This window comes from Paenibacillus sp. RC67, from assembly GCF_030020805.1.
GTDB lineage: Bacteria > Bacillota > Bacilli > Paenibacillales > NBRC-103111 > Paenibacillus_S.
Genome location: NZ_CP125098.1, coordinates 5,343,445 through 5,363,148 on the forward strand (window position 1 = coordinate 5,343,445; position 19,704 = coordinate 5,363,148).

Consider the following 19,704-nt stretch of genomic DNA (forward strand, 5'->3'; position numbering starts at 1 on the left):
CACAATGCTGCTGTATGTTTTGCACGGAAACCTAAAACGAACATCGTAGAAAGGCAAAAGAGATTTTATGCCTAAGATCGTGCAAATCTTTAAACGAATAAGAAGAAAGGTCAGCGATCGGACTGTTTTCCATTAACTTATTCATGTTTGAGGTATGGACACTGATGGAGTCCAACCTCAATTGATCTCCATAATCATGACAAGGTTAAGGGCCTGGTTGCATATTTCTTTTTCATCCTTCTTATTTACCTGAACAGCTCTGTCTGTCCTCGCAGCTTGGCTAACGCTTCTACGAAATAAAAAACGCCATATATCAAGCCGACATCAATGTTTTTATTAGCAGGCCAGTGACCTGTACCGTGGAGTAGTATCGCTTCGTCACTTGCATCCCCAAATCGCGTAATGATCCGCCATCGATTTCAGAATACGTTTGGCCGACATCTCGTACAATCGTCCTTCTTCCGCAGGCAGCATCTCCGCCAGCAGCAGAAGACCGCTCGCTGCAATCGCCGCAGCAGAGGAGCCCCTTGGCACGCCCTCTTGTGTTGTCAAACGGAAATCCCAATAAGGAACGAGATCTTCCGGCAAATTGGCCAGGAAATAGTGGGCCACCTTCTTAATTCCCTGCAAATACTTATCGTCCTTCGTATAATGGGAGCAAAGTGCCAATTCGTACAGTGCCCATGCCGCGCCTCTTGCCCATGCCGATTCCGGCGCATATCCTTGACCACCCAATGCTCCGACCCGCTCCCCAGTCTCAGGATCGAATTCTACGATGTGGTAGACGGAGCCGGCAAGCGTAATATGCCAGATCATTCTTAAGCGGCTCTCACCCTGTCGACCCTCCTGGCTTCGTATAACGTTGGATCGATTCCGGTCATTGCAGCCAAATAAATAATAGCTCCGGAACCGATTTGACTGCCACATATCGGAAGCAACCAGAATGCTTCGGAACCAGCGTCGATGTCATGAAGGGAATGGATTGTAATCCCGCTTCCGTCAGCCTCTTATTGAGAATAAGCCAGAGCTTTCCGACAGAAAATATGGCATATAGATTAGGGTTTGGATCAAGTACCAATACCAAATGATTCGGCATACATTCACTAAAAGCGTAAGTATGATCGGCAGTACAATACCAAAAACCAGCTTGTAAAAACTGATCAACAGTGTGTTGCTCAAAAGCTGTGTGAAGTACGGCAAGTTATATAAGCTTTGAAAATACTTATACCATGGATGAGCCCACGGGCTCTGAAAAGCTTCTCACAGCAAATGAACCTAGCCGCTTATAGGTTAGAGCAGGATATAATATACCCACAAATAGGAATTGCTCGCCTTCAGAGATTTGAAGACGAACTGAAGTTTATTACCGGTCACAGTTACTTGTGAAGGGATAGTCATAGTATTTTTTATTGTATTCGATGGTTTTCTTCAATGAGTTAATATTTTTATCTACTAGTTGAATAAGCTCGTCCAATTCATTACCAGTTTTCTTTATTATGTTTAAGCGGCCTGCCATTTAGGCATGCCCATTAATCACTGTTTTTTAGCGTTTTGCCTTATAAAACTCATGATACAGCTTCATGAGCGCCCTCTTCTCAATCCGCGACACATAGCTCCGGCTGATGCCCAGCTCCTTTGCAATCTCCCGCTGCGTCCGTTCTTCTCCTCCATGCTCTATACCAAAACGTCCCACTACTACTCCTTTCTCTCTATCGTCGAGAATATCTGGATTTTGTATATTTTCCATTTCTTAATTGCGGATGATTGAACCGGAGCCTGTATTTGGTGACATCAAGAACAACCGTGGATTCAAAAGATTCCTGTTTCGGGACTTACCCAAAGTAAATCTGGAGGTCGGGTGGCTTTCGCTTAGCAATCGGAATGCAGGGGCAGTCTGCCAAGTCGGATCGAACGGAAAGACCAATTAAGGCCCAAGCGACCAGCGGGAAAGGACCGCTGGTCCAAGGAGCATGCCCTTATAAAAGTTGTGCAGTTTTGTGTTGACAATCCCCAAACCTCTTCTGTGAGCTCGAGAAGAATTGTGTCTACCTCAGTGTTTTCAACGTTGTCTCTAGGCAAAGCCATCAAGTGACCGACTGAAGCAATGCATCTGCCTTATCCCTCCTAGAGTAATGAAGCAGTTTCTATCACATTGCATATTTACTTTTCGTTTAGTGGTATATCAATTGAAACAACGACGTAACTCTCTTGAACAGTGAAATCAATAGTTCCCTTGTAATTTTCAATTAATTGCTTTATTATGTGAAGTCCGAGCCCCTTGTTGTTTTTACCATTTTTTGTAGAGAATCCAGGTTCGAAAAGCCGTGCTTGAATACTAGGGGAAATTGATTCACAGGAATTTTGGACTTTAAATAATAAATGACTCGATTGTACTGTTCCCTCAACATAAACTTTTCTTTCAACAACATTAGGAAGCTCAATAGCTGCTTCAAAAGCATTATCAATAAGATTACTCAAAATTCTAACTAGATCAGTGGTCTTTATGGTCGTGAGTTGTAAGTTTTCCATGTTTTTGAAATCGACCTGCATATCAATACTATGCACTTCTGATTGTGCTAGTTTAGCCTGGACAATTGCGCTTAAAGCTGGAACATTGATCTCAATTAAATTAATTTTGTTTCCCATCATTTTTGCATCTTGGATTAAAGGTTTTATATAATCTTGTGCACTTTCATATTTCTTTAAACTAAGCATCCAGGATATAGTTGTTATGTGATTTATGATGTCATGACGCTGTTCTTTAATGGACTGAACAACTGAATTTATACTATCTAAATATACATCTTGGACTGATCGGACCACTCCTTCATTCTTTTTCCGAGTAAAAATTAAGAGAAGGAAAATAACAATTAGAACCAACAGAGTAACAATGGATATAAAAAATATAACGTCTCTAAATTGTTTCTCTAACGTGCTCTTGATGATACTGTAATCGGTAGCGATCATTACGACTTTAGGTAATTCATCTTTTTTATATTTCAAATTGGTCGTTGTAATAGGTGTAAAACTTTAAGAATCGTTTTTCCACTTATATTAACATCATAAAATACAGGTTTATTTGTTTCTAATGCTTCCGTTATTTTCTGACTTTCTTTATCGTCTCTATAGTTATATGAACCGTTTTCAATTAGTCTTTCCGAGTAGAAATTATCTCTATTAAAAGGTGTAGGTCCATTCTTACTAATTTTCTCCGGATTCAGTACTGCGATTTCTAAAAGATTATCTTTATTATTATTAAGTAGTTCTTTGATGCTAACGTCCACTCCCATCTTATCTCGATAACGGGCTAAACTACTTGAAACATTTAAATATGGATTAATAAGATAATTGGTTGAGCCGTCGTAATAATACCCCCATTTTCTTATGTTGCTTTCATCCGTAGATGCCGTATCAATAGGACCACTCCAATAATTCTCAAGAGATAATCCGGTGCCTATATCTACAATCTTCTTATCAAAAAGCTGCAGCTGAGCGTCGTAAACAATTCCCCATGTTTTTGAACTAGCGTTGATTTCTTTTGGATCTGATGATCTTACACCTATAAAGTCATCGGCTCTCTTTTCAAACAATGATATCCCATCTACACCAAGTAGTTTGGCCAATTCAACTAAATCCTCATTCGATACTTTGTGATAGTCTGGATCGATGGAACTTCGAATAGCAATTGCAGCTGTCTTTAAGCTTCTACCAAGCATTTCCTCGTATGTTGCTTCTCCTTCGCTTTCTTTATTAATTGCTGAAGCTAAACTTGAAGAGAATATATTTATTTGCTTTTTTTGTTGACTCAACAAAAGGATTTTTGAATGTTGATAATAAGTAACATTCATACTTATAATTGCAATTAAAAAGATCAATATAGTTTTGAATGGGAATTTTTCTATTGATTTAAACATGATTCTCTTTCTCCCTCACGGCTTTATGTTACTCTATTATAATTCACTAATGTCGGATTATGTAAAAAAAAATTATTTAAACTAAATAACGAGTTATATGGTCTTAAAGAGAAGAAAAAGGGTAACAAAAGCCTTCTAGGCGACGGTTTACTTATCCGTCGGTTCTATCTTTCCTACCAACGTTTCCGTATAACAAAAAACAGGTCAATCATATTGGTATCTGACCATAATCGACCTTTTCGATGTATGCTAATGCATTATTTAGGTTATGAAATTAAAGCACTGATGTTCAAATAGACAAAATGGCGAAATCTACATACGGGCATTACATGGGTTATATCGCAAAATAGCTAAAGCGACGCAAGAACATCGTACATGTCCCAATCTCCTGGATCCAAGAAGAACCCGAGAAGATTCTCCTTACAGACATCACATATACTCAAACGATTGGATGAAAATATTCATCCAGATGCCATCTTCCATTCTGACCATGCACTATTCGTCAGTGAGTATGTGATTCACTACAATTCAGAACGCTATCAGTAGACAACTAAAAAAGATGACTCCGGATGAATTCAGAAGTCATCTCCTAGCTGCTTAAGACTTTAATACCGTTTCTCAACACTGTCCATAAATGAGGTTACAGTTCACTACCGTGAACTCATGGGCTCTTTTGGAAATACATTTTTGATGTATACCTGATTATCATAAAGGGAAAGTTATTGAATCTCGAAAATCAATAGCAATAATGGTTTAGGCAGGCCCATCTTATTGTTCTTACCGCTTCGCCTTATAAAACTCATGATACAGCTTCATCAGCGCCCTCTTCTCAATCCTTGACACATAACTGCGAGATATTCCAAGCTCCTTGGCAATTTCCCGCTGAGTCCGTTCTTCTCCTCCATGCTCTAGACCAAAACGTCCCACTACCACTTCTTTCTCCCTATCGTCAAGAGATTTTTGTAAATTTTGGATTTCTCAATTTTCAATTGCACTTTATCTACAACATCATCGGCTTCTGTACCGAGAATATCGATCAGGGTAATTTCATTCCCCTCCTTGTCCGTACCAATCGGGTCATGAAGGGATACATCCTTACGTGTTTTCTTCAATGAACGCAAATGCATAAGTATTTCATTCTCGATACATCTGGCTGCAAAGGTCGCTAATTTCGTGCCTTTATCCGGTGAAAACGATTCGATGGCCTTTATTAAACCGATGGTGCCAATGGAGATCAGGTCTTCAAGGTCTTCACCCGTGTTGTCGAATTTTTTGACGATATGAACACGAAACGATGTAATTTTTAAAACTATTGACGCAACTTACCTATACAGTTTGTGGATTTGGAATGCTTGTACTTTATAAATTCAAATTTAGCATCACCTTATACAGATCATCCTGGGTAATCCCAATGTATGCCAGCGTGACAAGCCTCATTTCCATTATATCGACTTAATTCTTCTGGTACTCCACCTTGGTCAATAAGGACATTATGTCCCATTTGGCGGCGGAAGGCTCAGAGATATCATTTCTTCGAAATGGAACTGCAATTGCGTGACCAACGCGGAGGAAGCCCACATCCATAGCCAGAAATTTCGATTTGACCGGTCTTGATCTTTATGCTTCGCCCTTCTCCGGGTATCCAGCGTGGGGCATTTTTCTTTATCGTGGAAAAATTTACGCCCCGATTCGGCATAAAGTATGGTCAATTGACGAAATCTATAACGAAATTTACTCTCAACAGGGAAAGTGAGGAATGTTGCCTAATGACAAAAACCTATGATAAAGGAATTACGGGCTTATTATTGGTTGACCCCTATAATGATTTCTTATCTACGGAAGGTAAAGCTTATCCTCGCCATAAAGAAATATCGGAATCCGTAAACCTGCTCGAACATCTAAAAGTGATCGTTGATAGGGTTCGAAAAGTCGGCATCCGTGTTTTTTATGTTCCCCATCACCGATCTGAACCGGATGATTTCGATACTTGGTTGTATCCAAATCCAAATCAGGTCAGAGCCAAAAAATCACAAATATTTGCAAAAGGTACTTGGGGTGGGGAATTTCATCCCGATTTTCAACCTCAAAAGGGCGACGTGATTATCAAAGAGCATTGGGCTAGCAGCGGATTTGCAAACACGGACTTGGATCATCAACTGAAAATGCATGGCTTACAAAAGGTTATCATTATCGGTTTGTTAGCTAATACATGCATCGAAGCGACCGCACGCTTCGGCTCTGAGTTGGGCTACCATGTTACTCTGGTTAAAGATGCTACAGCGGCTTATAGTAAAGAGGCTATGCACTCGGCGCATGAAGTTAATGGGCCTACGTTTGCTCACGCTATTGTAACAACGGAAGAACTTCTTGCTCAACTGTAAACGATTCGTCAAAGTATAGCGTATACCATAAATGATCAGGTAGGACTTACGAAGTTGGCAAGGTGGATAAAGGGTTTCCGCTAGCCTAATTCCTGCATGATCAGACATGTCATCGTTATCAATTCACATTATGTCAACAAGACTAAAGAATTGGAAGATAACCCGCAGACGAAGAGCGACTAAAAGGACGTTCGTAACGGGAAGTACTCCGAGCCGAAGTTGCCCACAAAGGAATTCGCAGGATTGCGCATCCTGATGAACCCTCGGGAGAAGGTCTCTGCCAGTCTGACGCAAGTAAGAGGTCGAAACGGTAATTGGTTCCCGGGCGAAAACATTACTTTAAAGTAGGAGGCTTACTAATGTCTAAGATTCGCGAAGACCTAACTCTCGCAAAATCGAGCTTTAGTCACATCATCGACGTTCCGGTCGAAAAAGTTGATATCGGACAATGGTTATTTTCGCTTTCCGAAGCCGAATATCAACGTTGCTGTCCCCCAGACCATATTGCGGTAGGAACAACCAAGACGGAAGATGGACGTCTAATGTCGATAAACGTGGAGAAAATCGGCACCAGTCTCTCGATCCAGCATTATATCGGAGAGGTAGTCGAAAAACACAAATGCCGGATGGTCTCCATGACCGATATCTTTATTTCGAACGAGCAACGAACCCAAATGAAAGTGATTTGGGAGCTTAGCGTAAAACCTGTCAACGCCGATCAAACAGAATTTACGAATTCCGTGGTAACCCATCCGTCGGAACATTTATTGAGCATTTTCGAGAATCAGGGACTTACGTTTGAGCAGGCGTCCACCTCCCGTCAAAAAATATCGGAAGATCACAACAGACGAGAGGCTCCTCTTTTTGCAGAAAGCATCGCTCGCGCTGCACGTGGGGAAGTGCATTAGATATTCGGAGCATAAGAGCCGAAGTGATTCAATACAGCAGCAAGGCGAAGTCCCTTTAAGGAGATGGCATTTCCCAGTCATCTGATCCCCATGCAGCTGCTCATCAAATTGCTTCTTTAATACCAGGACCTTCTAGCAACCCTCGATAAATCGATAGAGGCCCTGGCTGAAGAGTTACTTGAATATGACTTAATCCAATCGATACCCGGGATTGGTACTTTGGTTGCCTTTGCTGGGATAGATCCAAATGTTTTTTCTTCAGGCAAGTTTACAGCAACCATAAATAAAATAACTAAGCACAGTTCCAGGAGGCTTCGTACTGCCCTATATCAAGCTGTACGATGTGGTATTCGTAGTAATAGAAATAAAAAACTAAGAGCTTATTAATCTGTATCATTTAACAATTATGGAAAAGGTATCTTCTTCGTGTCCATTATTGCAAAACAGTATAACTTCTTGTCTTTTAGAAAAGACAAGAAGTTATATCCATAAAATAAAAAATCCGCTCAAAAACGCGGATCAAATGGATATATGTTCTTGTCCTCTTACACATACCACTATTTGTGATACGGTTCCCCGTATCAGCTCTAAAGCGAAATATCAGCGCACCGGGCGTTCTGATATTTCACATGTTATATAGAGTAGCGCTAAAATTTTTGAGGTTGCTGCGGCACCAAGCCAACTCGGGCTCGCGAACGCTGCAGCCCAGTTATTGGCCTAACGTGTTTTTGTTAAAGTGTCAGCACTTCCCCTTAACCGCTCTTCCAAAATCAAGCGCAGCTCATCAGGAATCCGTTCAAACTCGACCCCTTTCCCCAAAAACAAAAGCCAATCCGCATAATACTCTAGCGCCTCAACATCGGTCACATCCAGTTGAGCATTGAAAATCCCACTCGACTGGAACATCCCTGTAAAGGACAAAATAATCCCCGGCGGGTGCAAGCGCTTAAAGCGCTGAATCCCTGTCGTATCAAGCTTTACAATCAGATTGGACTCACGTGCGCCAAGCCGTTTTTTGCTTAAAATCTCTTGCTCAGACTGCCTCATCTTCTGCTCAGAAATGGCCGAATCCCGCAGCATCTCAACAGGCAAATAACGAAACTCATCGGTATCATGATCATAAACCTCGACCAGCCAACGAGCGTTTGAGTTAAAAATATGAATCAAAAAAACATCCATCAACTGCGGCCAGCCAGGACTCGGCTCATACGTCAAGCGCAAGTGCTTATCCCGCGCGGCAAGCGAAATCAGCTGGTTCAACTCCGCAGGCGCCGCATCATCGAGTTCCAAAAGATTCGGATTAGCAGGATTTGTATTTTCAAAAAGCAAGATATTATTCAGCTCGATCAGCTCGTCGTGCTGGGTTTGCGACGCGATGCCGATGAGTTTTTCAGTGATGGAGCGGCGATTTTGCAAATAAGGCAGCTGCGAATTTTTCGAGGCGATAAAGCTGATAAATATCGCTTTCAGCTCTTCTGGCGTGAAACGGACGGCGGACAGATACTGATTTTGCAGGACATTGTAGCCGCCCCCGCGCCCAAGCTCGGTCGTCAGCGGAAAACCCATCGCCTGAATCTCGTTTATGTCGCGGATCGCCGTCGCGCGAGAAATCTTGAACTCCCGCTGAATCTCTGCAATAGTAAAATGCGCGCGGTTATTGATGAAGCGCATGATCAGGTTCACTCGTTCTGTCTTTTTCATGATTTTATTGTATCAGAAATGTAGCACCAGTACCGATTTTGATTCTGTTTTTGCAATACTTTTTGATATTCGATAAAAGGTATCGTTTTTTGATACATTTAGAGAATATTATCAATCTTGTAAAAACAAATCCGCTAAGGAGAGATTAAGATGTCTAACTACTCCATCCAAACCATCTCAGAAAACTACAAAATGACTGCTTTCGGAGTTTTACTTGAAGACTACAACGACTGGGCAGGCAATGCAGCAAAAACTGCAGCGAAAAAAGCTGAAATCACTGAAAACGGCAAGCTTGCCGAACTTCTCGCGCTCGCTGACGGGCAAGAATATCAAATCAACTACGTCATCGACGGCAAGGCTTGGCGCGGCTTCGGCGTGATGGGTGCATACGACGTGGAAGGTGCGATCGTCCTTGACTTCCTCGCTGGGGACTACCTCGTGGTTCCTGGCACAGGCTCTGACAAAGACCGCCTTGCTGACGAAATAACAGGCAAAGTTTTCGGTGGCTTGCTGCAAGAAATCACAGACTACAAATACGTTGGTCCTGGTAACTCAACTTTCGTCAAAGCAGCTGAAGACGGTACATTCTACGGCGAAATGTGGCTTCGTGCAAAAAAAGTAGCAGGCTAATCTCAGTCAAAGGAGCACTCCCATGGCAAATTACACAGTTGAACATAAGAAATCATTTACATTGACCGCTTATGGTTTTTCAATTCAATCCAATTTCCAAGACGCGCGAGCTTTGCAGAAGGAAAAAGCAGAGTTTTGGGGAGGACTCAAGGCTGACGGGCGTTTTGATAAGCTCAAAGCGGCCGCAAAAGATGATCGCGAATGGTCAGTCAACGAGGTTTATCAAGGCAGACCGTGGAATTATTTCGCGGTAGAAGCTAGCAAATCGGTGGCTGACGCAACACGCATCATTGAGTTTCCAGAGAGCGAGTACATAGTGCTCGCAGGAACCGGCGACAAGGAAACTTTGTTTGATCAGTTGACTTATCGTGCTTTTGGCGAAGTCTTGTCTCAAATCACTGACTATGCTTACATCGGCGGTCCCAACGCGACTTATCGCAAAGAAAACGGTGACGGCACTTTCTACGGCGAATTTTGGGTTCCTGTGGTTAAAAAATAGTAAGATTTTACCAAAGGGCCACCCCGAAACACACGCGGATGGCCCTTGTTGAGTTCGCTTTCTTTAAGACACCTTTAGAAACCGCCTCTAGAATGGATGATTTCGCCGGCAATCCATTGGGAATCGTCGCTTGCTAGAAAAGCGATCAGACGGGCTGCATCTTCTGGAAGACCGATCCGGCCCATCGGGAATCGAGGCAGCAATGCATCTTTCACCTCTTCGGACATCCAGCCGGAATCGGTAGGACCGGGTTCGACTGCGTTGACCATAACTCATTAATATGACACCTCTTTGGAGTTATAGGAAACTATTACTATAATAATATTTATTTAATAATTTTTGTATTAATACTTTCATACTTCTCCCTTCAATTCGACCTACTTGTGATACGGTTCACCAGAATTAATATTCAACTATCTTAGAGCTGTCCTTATGGCAGCTTCACACTATCGTACCCGTTAGGTCAATCAACTATCATAATACCCGCCTTTTTTAGGTACTCAGGACAGGTAAAACCGATAATGCTTAAACCACCAGATCTATGCCTTGGAGGTTCTGTTAATCGACGGGGCAGACCGAGGCAGACTTCGACATTTCCATTCACAGCCTTCTCTCTGGTAAAATAGAGAAAATCATATTTTCACTTGGGAGGCAGACGGCAACGATGGAACAAGAGCTAAGCGCACAGATAATGCAGTGGCACGAGGATAAAGAACACCAGCAGATCGTAGATACTCTGATGAAGATTCCTTCAGCGGACAGGGATTACGACATGATCAGCAGCATGGGTCGGGCTTATAACAATCTGAGTTTGTATGAAAAAGCACTGGAACAGTTTGCTTTCATTGCTGAGCAGGGAAAAAATGATCCGTTGTGGTATTTTCGCGTAGGCTATTCCTATTATTATATGAAGCGATATGAGGAAGCGGCAGGTGTGCTAAGCACCGCGCTGGAGCTGGATCCTGACGATCAGCATTCAGCCAGATTGCTAGACTGGAGCCATAGCAAATGGCAAAAACAACAAAAGGCTGAATCCCGGTGCAGACTCAGCAAACAACAGAAAGACCCGGGAGCGTTCCCTTTTGAAGGTATGGATCTCGACAGTTTCTGGGAAGACAGTAACTATGCCAGAGAACAATATGTCTCTGATCCACCTACGGATGAGCTGATTTCTTCTGTAGAAGAAGAACTCGGCTATAAGCTACCGGCAGCCTATATCGCTCTGATGATGCATCAGAACGGGGGCGTTCCCCATAATACAGCCTTTCCGACAGATGAAGCTACCTCTTGGGCTGAGGATCATATTGCTATAACGGGAATTATGGGGATCGGACGCGACAAAACCTACTCTATCTGCGGTGATCTCGGCAGTCCGTTCATGATTGAAGAGTGGGGCTATCCGGATATCGGCGTGGTAATCTGTGACTGCCCTTCGGCAGGGCACGATGTCGTGATGCTGGATTACCGTCACTGTGGGAAGGACGGCGAACCTGAAGTCATCCATGTCGATCAGGAAGATGATTACGAGATAACATTCTTGGCACCGGACTTCGAGACGTTCATCCGCGGTCTGGTGAATGATGAGGATTACGACACTTCTGAAGAAGATAAAGAGAACGATCTGCGCAAAGTGGCTGAAGGAAAATTCTCTCCACTGCTCACGGAACTCTGCGTTCAGGCCTCTGAAGTGGACGGGCTGGAGTACAAAATACGCAGCGTCTGTACTCGGATCGTCCAGGAGAAGAGCCATTTCTCATTTCATGCGGATGAGCGGTCTCATCTCATGTACGATGTGCAGTTCTGGCTATACACCAACGCTTACCCTACTACCAGCCGTCAGCAGTATCTAGATACCTATGATCAAATGATCGCTTTCGGCGGCGAATTCGGCCAAGGAGGTTACGCTCCCGGCTTCATCAGCGATTGGCTGGATGGGCGGATCGGGGAAGGCCTTATCGTTCAGGAGAACGGAGTTCTCCGTTTCACGGACGAGGCACGCAGTGCGGTGATAGCAAAGCTTTCAGCGGAAGCGGAAGCTACACAGACATTGGCAGCTGCAGGAGAAACGAAGGATATGGCCCCCTTTATCCTCGTGGAACAGAAAAATGGCGGCAAATCTGTCATTCTGACGGTCGGTAGCTATTTGGCCGAGTTATTCGACACCCGGGCGGACGAGGGGTTCGAAGGCAACGGTTACGATTGGGCTTCACTGGCGGCGGTGTTCTTGAATGAGCGGATGCCGGAGCTCGCGGACATGATTCATTTTGACCCGGAAGCAGATATGTTCTGTGCCTACTCGAGTAATGGAGCCGCTGTAGAACAGTTCGCATGGGCATTCAAATCTGCCTGTGAGGATGAGGTACTTATTCACGATCTGTTCACTCGCGCAGAGTTGGACTGAGCTAATGTTAAGGGGAATGTAATCCGGACCGAAACTGTAGAAAATCACGAATCATACGCCGACGAATCTAGCCGGCTGATTTCTTTTGTAGGTTTCTATAAACCTTTGCAGCTACCGGAGCTCTCTGTTAAAGTACACCGTATTTACTCTTCTCATCATTGCATTTGTGTAATTTCACCAATAAACTGCCGTATTTGAAAATACACTATTGTTGGAAGTATCCTGCCCGTTAGCGTAACACGGCTGCCGATCTTCTAAGTAATGGCTTCAGGCGAGGTGATATACAATAATTTCCGTCCAAAGAAACTTCGATCTCTTTTGCAGCGTCTAATGAGATAAAATCCCCTCGAGCAAAGGAGAATTTGTTATCGTGAGAACTGTGGTTTGGAGACGTTGTGCCCGAGTCGTACTGATGTCTGTCTGGTTGGCTATTTTTTTCACGAGCATTGTTTATCCGGAGAATTCCTCCCACGCCTTTGGTCCGCGTAAGTTTGAGCCGCCGAGCATCCCACCCGTTATTTCGCTTCTGGAGGATACGCAGCTTTATCCCGAGCAGGATGAATCCGTGGAGCCCTGGGCGGTACTCAGCCCCCAGGATGTGGAGACTATCGAAGCGGAGAACGAATGGTATACCAAAGAGTCTGTTGAGAAAGTCTGGATTCGAATCAAGACGACTTGGCTTGGGGAGCTGTGGATGCACTTGAAGAAGGAGAAGATGGGTGTCATCCAGCCTATCGATTCCTATATTCTTCTATTGGGGCCGGCGCAGTTGTACAGCCAACCGGTTCAGTCTTCCAAAACAGACGTCGTGCTTACCCCTCAAGTGGTTCATGCGAATGCGATTTTTGCTTCTTCCTACTCCTATTTGACCAACAGCTACCGGATTGAATCCTGGGTCGGCGATCAATGGCTTGTCTCCAATCCTTATATGCTGGTCAATGTAGAGGTTCTGAATCAGGAGATGGTGCTGCCGACGGAAACGCTCTTTATGGAGGAATACGATACGGCTTACCGGCTCCAGCGGCCATCGGATGCGAGATTCATTCTCCCGCAGAAAGTGTTCGCTTTAGAAAGGACGGAGAATGGTGAATACCACGTGCGTGGGGAGAATGGCGATACGTTCTGGATCCATCCGACCTATGCCCAGCCTCTAGGTTCGAAGAAGATTACCGAGACCCTCGAACTCACGAAACCGACCGAGCTGCACTTGTTCCCCACGACATCGCGCCCAATTTTCGGTCTGCTCAGCCCGCAGAAGGTGGAGGCTTTCGAGCAGTGGGATGATTCTGAGGGACACCGTTGGTATCGTATTCACAGCTGGAACGGGGATCTATGGATCCAACTGGATGGCGGCTTATAAGCGGCCAATCGTTAATAAACCATTTAGGGTCATTTGCTTTGATTAATTTCCTACACTATTCTGCCCTTAGCGTAATGAGGCTGCCGGGTTCCCGGGCAGCCTCATCTTATTGTTATTCAACTCTCGTACCCGTTAGTTTAACAACGGGTGCAAGGCTGCCATTAGGCAGCCTTTGTTGTGTTGCATTACACACACTTACTTCCTCGCTCTAATAATCATAAAATTTTGATCTTCATTTACTTCTTGTAAAGAATATCCGCCATAAACAGAAATATCTTTGAAACCGACCTTCTCAAGCATCATGATGAACTCATACTTAAAAAACCATCGCATTTTAGTTGTACTATACTGAGTATCAATTAAAAGACCATCTTTAAAAATTTCATATCGCTCTATCTTAACTTGTATCTGTTCAAGAAAATTAAAAGTTGATTTTGAACTTACGACTATATCCGATCCGTCGCTTCTTATACCCTTAAAACCTGGTGCCCAATCAGCGCCTTTATTTATGAACAGATCTTTTGGTACAAATAAAGGGATTAATGTCTGTCCACCTTGTTCAAGATGCTCGTATATACTCTTTAATGCATTCATTGCGTCTTCTCTTTCTGATAAGAGAATAAACGAAGCAGCTGGTATATAAATAGTCATATACTTTTTAGGTATATCTAGGTGTTGCATGTATTGATCATACAAAACTGGAACCTGTCCATTTTTCTCAGCCTTAGCTTTGCATATATCTAACATGTCTTTAGAACAATCACCCCCGTCAACATCAAGACCTGCGTCCAAATAGGGCAACAATAATCTTCCAGTACCACATCCAAGCTCCAATGCAGCTCCTGGAACTTCTAAAATCATTTTTTTGAAGAACTCACTGTCATCGGACGCGCTACCCGTTCGCATATCGTAAGTTTCCGCTAGAATACCTTCATATGATTCAACATTATTAAACAACATGTTTGTTGTTCCCTCCATGCTTTAAATGTTTTTTACACTCACGGAAGGTTATTAATAAGAATTCTCTATTAGCCCTTCCGCACCTCGAAATTTAATGCTTTTTCAACTTTAGTATTTGTATTCATCGCAATCACTCTCTTCCATATTTGGTAATTTCAATTTAACTCATTGAGTAATACATGTCTACGAGCAGACCAACTTAATTTCACTATTCTGCCAGTTAGTTAAAAAAAGACCTCAGATCGAATCGATCAGATGCCTTCATATCTTTTTATTCCACTAACGTGCCCGATAGTTTAATGACCGAATTACTCTTAGTTATTTATAAGCCGTAATGACTGATACGGATAGTTCTTCGGTAAATATACCAGTTGAATCAATATCTATTAAAGCGGATTTCAATTCATTTTCAAATTTCTCCAGATTCTCACCAAAAAAACGTTTGGAGGCATATGAAGTGGAATACAAATTTCCGAGAATAGTGTCTATGGTCCAATTGTAGGAATAACTCGGTAAAACGTGTCTTTCAACATCCCTAAATCTAGATTTTGTAATGGTGTCCTCGAATCTTTCTTTGGGAGGCGTGTAAGTACTATTACCAGCTCTTCTTTCATCACCTAGCCAAACTTTTACTATTTCAGCTACCCTAAGCTTCCAATGTAATGGTTCACACTTATCAATATCATAATCAATAATAGCAATACCGCCATTATCATCAGAACTGTTATATAGGATTTCTAAAATCGATTCTCTATCCATCCAATGAAATGCTTTTGCTATTAACATGAGTCGAAAAGACCCCCAATCACTCGAACGCTCTTCTGCCCTTCCTTGTAACCAGCAAGCGTTATCAACTCTGTTAACATTGGACAAATGGAGTGCTTCAATTAGCATCTCCGGTTCAGTATCTACACCTATAATTTCTTGGAACCAATCATAAAATTTTAAAGTTAATTGACCTGTTCCACATCCTAAATCAAGCAAACGACCTTCACCGTTAAGTGAAAACTTGTTTACTAAGAAACGCAATAGTGACGAAGGATAAAGAGGTCTGTATCTAGAGTAATACCAGGCAGTACCTTTAAATAAATCTGCACCATAGTCCATCAATATTGTCAGTCCTTCTCTCTAAATGAATTTACAGTAGACTAATCATTTTACAAGATTTCTACTTATCAGTCATTAGAGAGTATTATTATAGTTAATTTTTATAAATCCTTCTACAATTTCCGATTCAGAAGAAATCGACATGTTAAAGAATCTCGTCACGCTCTACTGCCCGTTAGAATTCCTGTAAAATGAATAATTTGGCGTTTGAACAAAAACGAGCGCCTCGGTACGATGGGGTTGCACACGAGGTCATAGCCTCAAATAGCCCATCAGGAGGTCGCTCTACTATGAAGTTTAAGGCTCAGGACAAGCAAAATCAACTCATTGAAAACATTACCTCTTCACATTTGGTCATCGGCGTAGATATTGCTCAGGAAAGTCACGTCGCTCGTGCAGTCAGTTTCCGGGGCATTGCTCTTGGAACTCCATTGGAGTTTGGTAACCATGACGAAGGTTTTCGGCTGTTCAGTCGTTGGATTCAAGATCTGCTTAAGTCTTACAAGTTGAGCAAAGTTATCGTCGGCATGGAGCCCACTGGCCATTACTGGCTGTGCCTTGCGCGCTGGCTTACAAACAAAGGCATTGAGGCTGTTCTCGTAAACCCCCATCTTGTCAAAAAGAATAAAGAAAATCGCGACAACACCCCGTCAAAAAGCGACCGTAAAGATGCTCTTGTCATCGCAGACATGATCAAAAACGGCTACTATTCTCCCGTACGTTTCAACCCAGAGACATACGAAGAACTGCGGATCCTGATGGCCAATCGGGATACGGTTATTAAACGGCTTAACAGCGCAGTGAACCAGATACATCGCTGGGTAGATATTGTGTTTCCCGAACTTCGGCAGGTCTTTAAAATCCTTACCTGTACAAGTGCCATTGCTACATTAAGGCTATTTCCTCTTCCGAAGGACATTAGCCGTCTAACAACAGAGCAAGTCATTGCCGGTTGGAAGCAGTATGTAAAGCGTCATGCCGGTTTATGGCGGGCTGAGCAGCTCATTGCACTGGCAAAACGCAGCGTCGGTGCTACAAAAGCTCTACATGCCTACAAGCTGCATTTGGGTCAGCTTCTTGAAGAATACGATTTAGCGACGCGCCAACTTGAGCTTATTGAACATGAACTTAAGCTTGTTCTTGAACGCATCCCTTATGCCCAGAAAATGCTTGCGATTCTAGGCTTAAATGCAACCAGTTTAGCAGGTGTGTTGGGGGAAGCAGGTGATCTAAGTGGGTATACACATGGGAATGCCCTGCTACGTCATGCAGGACTTAACTTGGCTGAAGCCAGCTCTGGGAAATGGCGTGGAAAAATGGTGCTCAGCAAGCGCGGACGCCCACGTTTGCGACGCTTCCTTTATCTTATGACGATGTGCATGGTCATGACCAATCCGGATGTCAGAGCCCTGCACCATTACAATGTCCAAGTGAAAAAGTTAAAAAAAATGAAATCCATTATGAAACTATGCGGTAAAGTGGCAAGAATGCTAGTCGGGCTGGCTAAGAGCAATGAAGTATACAACTCTACAAAAGTATTTCTTCCAGTAGCTTAAGAACTGTTTCTTCACCAGTTGATGTATTCGCAGGATGGATAAGAAGCACGGAGTATCGGGAGACGTTACGCAAAAGGGCTCGGACCCATTCCGTTAGAAATACCGACCTCCACCCCTTAGTTAGATGTGACGAAGGAATGAAAGGGCTTAGACCCGTTGAGACATGGGAGCGAGAATCTCTAAGGGCAGCATGGAGACGTGCATAATATGGAATAATCTGGGCGAGTTTACATCCCTTCTGTTCCCGCATGCCCTTATAGGGTACAACTAGTTCCCGCATGCTCTGTTTCTCTTATCTCTCAAATAACTAAAGGTGAAATCCTGCGAATTCATGAGCTAGAGTGTGAAAACTACATCATATTGAGGGAGCTTAATAAAATGAGCAGACTGCGGTAGTCTGCTCAACAATGTAAAGTATTCAACTATCGTGCCCGTTAGCGGGATGGCATTAACATCTCGTAAACTTACTTTAACGATTTCATATCCATCACTCTTTCAGATCTTTCTAGATCGGGGTTGCATATCATCTTCGTTAAAATGCTTGTATGATCTGTATGACACTTCTACTTCGTCATTTACGAGTGCCTCCTGCTTTATATCGAAAAACGGACAATGTTTGTGTCGCACGTTGAAAATGAGACAATATTTGTGTCGTTGGCTCACGACAAGAACATTGTCCCATTATTAAAAAAGCCGCAATATATATGACTAAGAAAAGGACAATGTTTGTGTCGTCCGACAGCCTTCCCTTCCCGCCCGAGCGAATCTCCCCTCTAGTTCAATAAACCGGCTGCCGTTGCGTCTTTGTAACGCATATTGCAGCTGCCGAAGCAGAGATACGCTCTTTAACATTCTCTGTATATTTCTCCATTTCGAAGAAAGAGGTCATAGTATCATCCTTTACTATCAGAATGTTTGTTCGTAAAAATAGTAACATTTATATCCATTTATAGAAAGTACCTCATTGATGTATTCTGCCAGTTACTCCAACAAATAAAGAAGGAGCCGCCGCTTGGCTAGCTCCTCCGCTATCATTCTCCTTTAGCTGAATAATGAATAGTGTAAGTGGATGTTATTAAAGCTTTTTCTTTAGCATTACTTCATCATCCTTAACATAACCGCTTAGTTCATATGCTTTAATGGAGACTTGTTATCTCAAGCAAAAGAAATATCTAAACTGGTTGGCTAACGAGCTGCGCAAAGCGTCTGGTTAAAAAGAAGAGTAAAGAGAAGCAACCAAGCTCCGTTTAGTCGGAGCTTGGTTGTTGGGAAAAAATATTAAAGCCAACTACGGCCTATAATGACTAAAAGTATGAAAAGTACCAAGATGACACCAACACTAGTAAAGGCACCTCCACAACTAAATCCACCGCCTAAACCGCCTAGATCGCCCATTGTAAGTTCTCCTTTCAGTAAATGAATTTTTGACTCAAGGGAGTGTGCTTTATCCCTAAATCAAGATATGTCGTTCATGGTTGATGTGATTGGACGAATATACATAGGGTATAAATGGGATTGAAGTAAGTATGCTCTAATAGGCTCCTACCTAATTATCATATTTTTATTATTGACATCAAATAAAAAGCAAATCATATAATATTGTGTTGAACCTCCTCGTTCAATGACTCTCATGAATTTTGAAGTCTAAACAACCCCACCGGCAAGCTATTGGGGTTGTTTAGACTTCAATTAATTAATATCCTTTTGTTTTTACAAGGAATATTTATCTATTGAGGTCTTTATTAGCAAGTAAAAAGTAATGTTGGTATTATCCCCTCCAAGTGGCACTCAAACCTCCATGATAACATGAAGGTTTTTTTTGAGTGTCTACTTGAAGGGGATAATATCATATCCGCGGATCTTAATTGGACTATATTAATGTCACTCGACACGATCTAAATTATGGAACGAAGGCAAACTCTTTAAAGCTAATTATGTTCATCAATATTCTTCAATTGTTTTATTCTGTTGGAGATCAAGGAAGTCATTCATAAATAATGCTGCAGGTTTGAATGCCTTTCCTGAAGCTGTACAAGATATAAAACCTTCCTTCCCAAAAGCGTAAGAAAGCCGCCAACTAGATGGAGGGTTTTGTAATTGAACATTGAACATTAATAAAAGCCCCTGCTATTAAAGCAGGAGCTTCCTCCTCACCGAAAGGGCAATCGCCCAAGGGCAACCCTCTCAGGAGGTATAAACAGTATATCATAACCACTAGTTTAAGTAACATTGGTTTTCCATCATGGCACCCTATAAGGCTTCTTTAATTAGATCCGGATCGTTATTT

General features: G+C 42.6%; 14 protein-coding genes and 5 pseudogenes. 8 read left to right on the top strand and 11 right to left on the bottom strand.

The window, feature by feature from the left end:
* Positions 1-245 precede the first annotated feature (245 nt).
* The 5 genes and pseudogenes from QMA13_RS36455 to sigK all read right to left on the bottom strand — a co-directional run.
* Positions 246-1,248 (bottom strand): annotated as a pseudogene (locus QMA13_RS36455) (hypothetical protein); the annotation flags it as partial.
* Between the two features lie 295 nt (positions 1,249-1,543).
* Positions 1,544-1,735, bottom strand: a pseudogene (locus QMA13_RS24300) (sigma factor-like helix-turn-helix DNA-binding protein); the annotation flags it as partial.
* A gap of 425 nt (positions 1,736-2,160) precedes the next feature.
* Complete coding sequence (locus tag QMA13_RS24310) at positions 2,161-2,967, bottom strand: sensor histidine kinase (protein ID WP_282936305.1); 807 nt, start codon at positions 2,965-2,967, stop codon at positions 2,161-2,163.
* A gap of 32 nt (positions 2,968-2,999) precedes the next feature.
* Positions 3,000-3,914, bottom strand: coding sequence for a hypothetical protein (locus QMA13_RS24315; RefSeq protein ID WP_282936306.1), 915 nt, complete (start codon positions 3,912-3,914; stop codon positions 3,000-3,002).
* A 777-nt stretch (positions 3,915-4,691) separates the two neighbouring features.
* Positions 4,692-5,197: pseudogene (gene sigK, locus QMA13_RS24320) on the bottom strand (RNA polymerase sporulation sigma factor SigK); the annotation flags it as partial.
* Positions 5,198-5,680: 483 nt separating this feature from the next.
* On the opposite strand from sigK, the gene QMA13_RS24325 reads away from it, so the two are divergent.
* From QMA13_RS24325 to QMA13_RS36700, 3 genes and pseudogenes are all read left to right on the top strand, one after another.
* Positions 5,681-6,295: a cysteine hydrolase family protein gene (locus QMA13_RS24325; protein ID WP_282936307.1), complete on the top strand. Its 615-nt coding sequence runs from the start codon at positions 5,681-5,683 to the stop codon at positions 6,293-6,295.
* 359 nt (positions 6,296-6,654) lie between these two features.
* Positions 6,655-7,203 carry a hypothetical protein gene (locus tag QMA13_RS24330; RefSeq protein WP_282936308.1) on the top strand — a complete coding sequence of 183 codons (549 nt, stop codon included), beginning with the start codon at positions 6,655-6,657 and terminating at the stop codon, positions 7,201-7,203.
* Positions 7,204-7,239: 36 nt separating this feature from the next.
* Positions 7,240-7,587: pseudogene (locus QMA13_RS36700) on the top strand (transposase); the annotation flags it as partial.
* 333 nt (positions 7,588-7,920) lie between these two features.
* Here the strand turns inward: QMA13_RS36700 and QMA13_RS24340 are convergent.
* Entirely contained in the window at positions 7,921-8,904 is a 984-nt protein-coding gene (locus QMA13_RS24340; RefSeq protein WP_282936310.1) for a helix-turn-helix transcriptional regulator, read from the bottom strand.
* 150 nt (positions 8,905-9,054) lie between these two features.
* Between QMA13_RS24340 and QMA13_RS24345 the strand changes: the two genes are divergently transcribed.
* Together QMA13_RS24345 and QMA13_RS24350 are read left to right on the top strand one after the other, a co-directional pair.
* Positions 9,055-9,534 carry a hypothetical protein gene (locus QMA13_RS24345; protein ID WP_282936311.1) on the top strand — a complete coding sequence of 160 codons (480 nt, stop codon included), beginning with the start codon at positions 9,055-9,057 and terminating at the stop codon, positions 9,532-9,534.
* 22 nt (positions 9,535-9,556) lie between these two features.
* Positions 9,557-10,033, top strand: coding sequence for a GyrI-like domain-containing protein (locus QMA13_RS24350; RefSeq protein ID WP_282936312.1), 477 nt, complete (start codon positions 9,557-9,559; stop codon positions 10,031-10,033).
* Positions 10,034-10,107: 74 nt separating this feature from the next.
* Here QMA13_RS24350 and QMA13_RS24355 read toward each other — a convergent pair.
* A pseudogene (locus QMA13_RS24355) lies at positions 10,108-10,305 on the bottom strand (SDR family oxidoreductase); the annotation flags it as partial.
* Between the two features lie 392 nt (positions 10,306-10,697).
* On the opposite strand from QMA13_RS24355, the gene QMA13_RS24360 reads away from it, so the two are divergent.
* Both QMA13_RS24360 and QMA13_RS24365 read left to right on the top strand, forming a co-directional pair.
* On the top strand, positions 10,698-12,434 hold the full coding sequence (locus QMA13_RS24360; protein ID WP_282936313.1) for an Imm51 family immunity protein: 1,737 nt from the start codon (positions 10,698-10,700) through the stop codon (positions 12,432-12,434).
* 370 nt (positions 12,435-12,804) lie between these two features.
* Positions 12,805-13,794: an SH3 domain-containing protein gene (locus tag QMA13_RS24365; RefSeq protein WP_282936314.1), complete on the top strand. Its 990-nt coding sequence runs from the start codon at positions 12,805-12,807 to the stop codon at positions 13,792-13,794.
* Between the two features lie 195 nt (positions 13,795-13,989).
* Here QMA13_RS24365 and QMA13_RS24370 read toward each other — a convergent pair whose 3' ends face one another.
* Both QMA13_RS24370 and QMA13_RS24375 read right to left on the bottom strand, forming a co-directional pair.
* Complete coding sequence (locus QMA13_RS24370; RefSeq protein ID WP_282936315.1) at positions 13,990-14,754, bottom strand: class I SAM-dependent methyltransferase; 765 nt, start codon at positions 14,752-14,754, stop codon at positions 13,990-13,992.
* 318 nt (positions 14,755-15,072) lie between these two features.
* On the bottom strand, positions 15,073-15,861 hold the full coding sequence (locus tag QMA13_RS24375) for a class I SAM-dependent methyltransferase (protein ID WP_282936316.1): 789 nt from the start codon (positions 15,859-15,861) through the stop codon (positions 15,073-15,075).
* 290 nt (positions 15,862-16,151) lie between these two features.
* Here QMA13_RS24375 and QMA13_RS24380 point away from each other — a divergent pair, with 290 nt between their 5' ends.
* Entirely contained in the window at positions 16,152-17,417 is a 1,266-nt protein-coding gene (locus QMA13_RS24380) for an IS110 family RNA-guided transposase (protein WP_282936317.1), read from the top strand.
* 1,278 nt (positions 17,418-18,695) lie between these two features.
* On the opposite strand, the gene QMA13_RS24385 is transcribed toward QMA13_RS24380, so the two are convergent.
* Together QMA13_RS24385 and QMA13_RS24390 are read right to left on the bottom strand one after the other, a co-directional pair.
* On the bottom strand, positions 18,696-18,812 hold the full coding sequence (locus QMA13_RS24385; RefSeq protein ID WP_282936318.1) for a YjcZ family sporulation protein: 117 nt from the start codon (positions 18,810-18,812) through the stop codon (positions 18,696-18,698).
* 546 nt (positions 18,813-19,358) lie between these two features.
* A complete protein-coding gene (locus tag QMA13_RS24390; protein WP_282936319.1) occupies positions 19,359-19,529 on the bottom strand; it encodes a hypothetical protein in 171 nt (56 codons plus the stop codon).
* Between the last annotated feature and the right edge of the window lie 175 nt (positions 19,530-19,704).

What these genes read in the sequence shown, in the direction of transcription:
- QMA13_RS24310 (WP_282936305.1), bottom strand. Translation starts at nt 2,967, where the DNA reads ATGATCGCTACCGATTACAGTATCATCAAGAGCACGTTAGAGAAACAA.
- QMA13_RS24315 (WP_282936306.1), bottom strand. Translation starts at nt 3,914, where the DNA reads ATGTTTAAATCAATAGAAAAATTCCCATTCAAAACTATATTGATCTTT.
- QMA13_RS24325 (WP_282936307.1), top strand. Translation starts at nt 5,681, where the DNA reads ATGACAAAAACCTATGATAAAGGAATTACGGGCTTATTATTGGTTGAC.
- QMA13_RS24330 (WP_282936308.1), top strand. Translation starts at nt 6,655, where the DNA reads ATGTCTAAGATTCGCGAAGACCTAACTCTCGCAAAATCGAGCTTTAGT.
- QMA13_RS24340 (WP_282936310.1), bottom strand. Translation starts at nt 8,904, where the DNA reads ATGAAAAAGACAGAACGAGTGAACCTGATCATGCGCTTCATCAATAAC.
- QMA13_RS24345 (WP_282936311.1), top strand. Translation starts at nt 9,055, where the DNA reads ATGTCTAACTACTCCATCCAAACCATCTCAGAAAACTACAAAATGACT.
- QMA13_RS24350 (WP_282936312.1), top strand. Translation starts at nt 9,557, where the DNA reads ATGGCAAATTACACAGTTGAACATAAGAAATCATTTACATTGACCGCT.
- QMA13_RS24360 (WP_282936313.1), top strand. Translation starts at nt 10,698, where the DNA reads ATGGAACAAGAGCTAAGCGCACAGATAATGCAGTGGCACGAGGATAAA.
- QMA13_RS24370 (WP_282936315.1), bottom strand. Translation starts at nt 14,754, where the DNA reads ATGTTGTTTAATAATGTTGAATCATATGAAGGTATTCTAGCGGAAACT.
- QMA13_RS24375 (WP_282936316.1), bottom strand. Translation starts at nt 15,861, where the DNA reads ATGGACTATGGTGCAGATTTATTTAAAGGTACTGCCTGGTATTACTCT.
- QMA13_RS24380 (WP_282936317.1), top strand. Translation starts at nt 16,152, where the DNA reads ATGAAGTTTAAGGCTCAGGACAAGCAAAATCAACTCATTGAAAACATT.
- QMA13_RS24385 (WP_282936318.1), bottom strand. Translation starts at nt 18,812, where the DNA reads ATGGGCGATCTAGGCGGTTTAGGCGGTGGATTTAGTTGTGGAGGTGCC.
- QMA13_RS24390 (WP_282936319.1), bottom strand. Translation starts at nt 19,529, where the DNA reads ATGTTCAATGTTCAATTACAAAACCCTCCATCTAGTTGGCGGCTTTCT.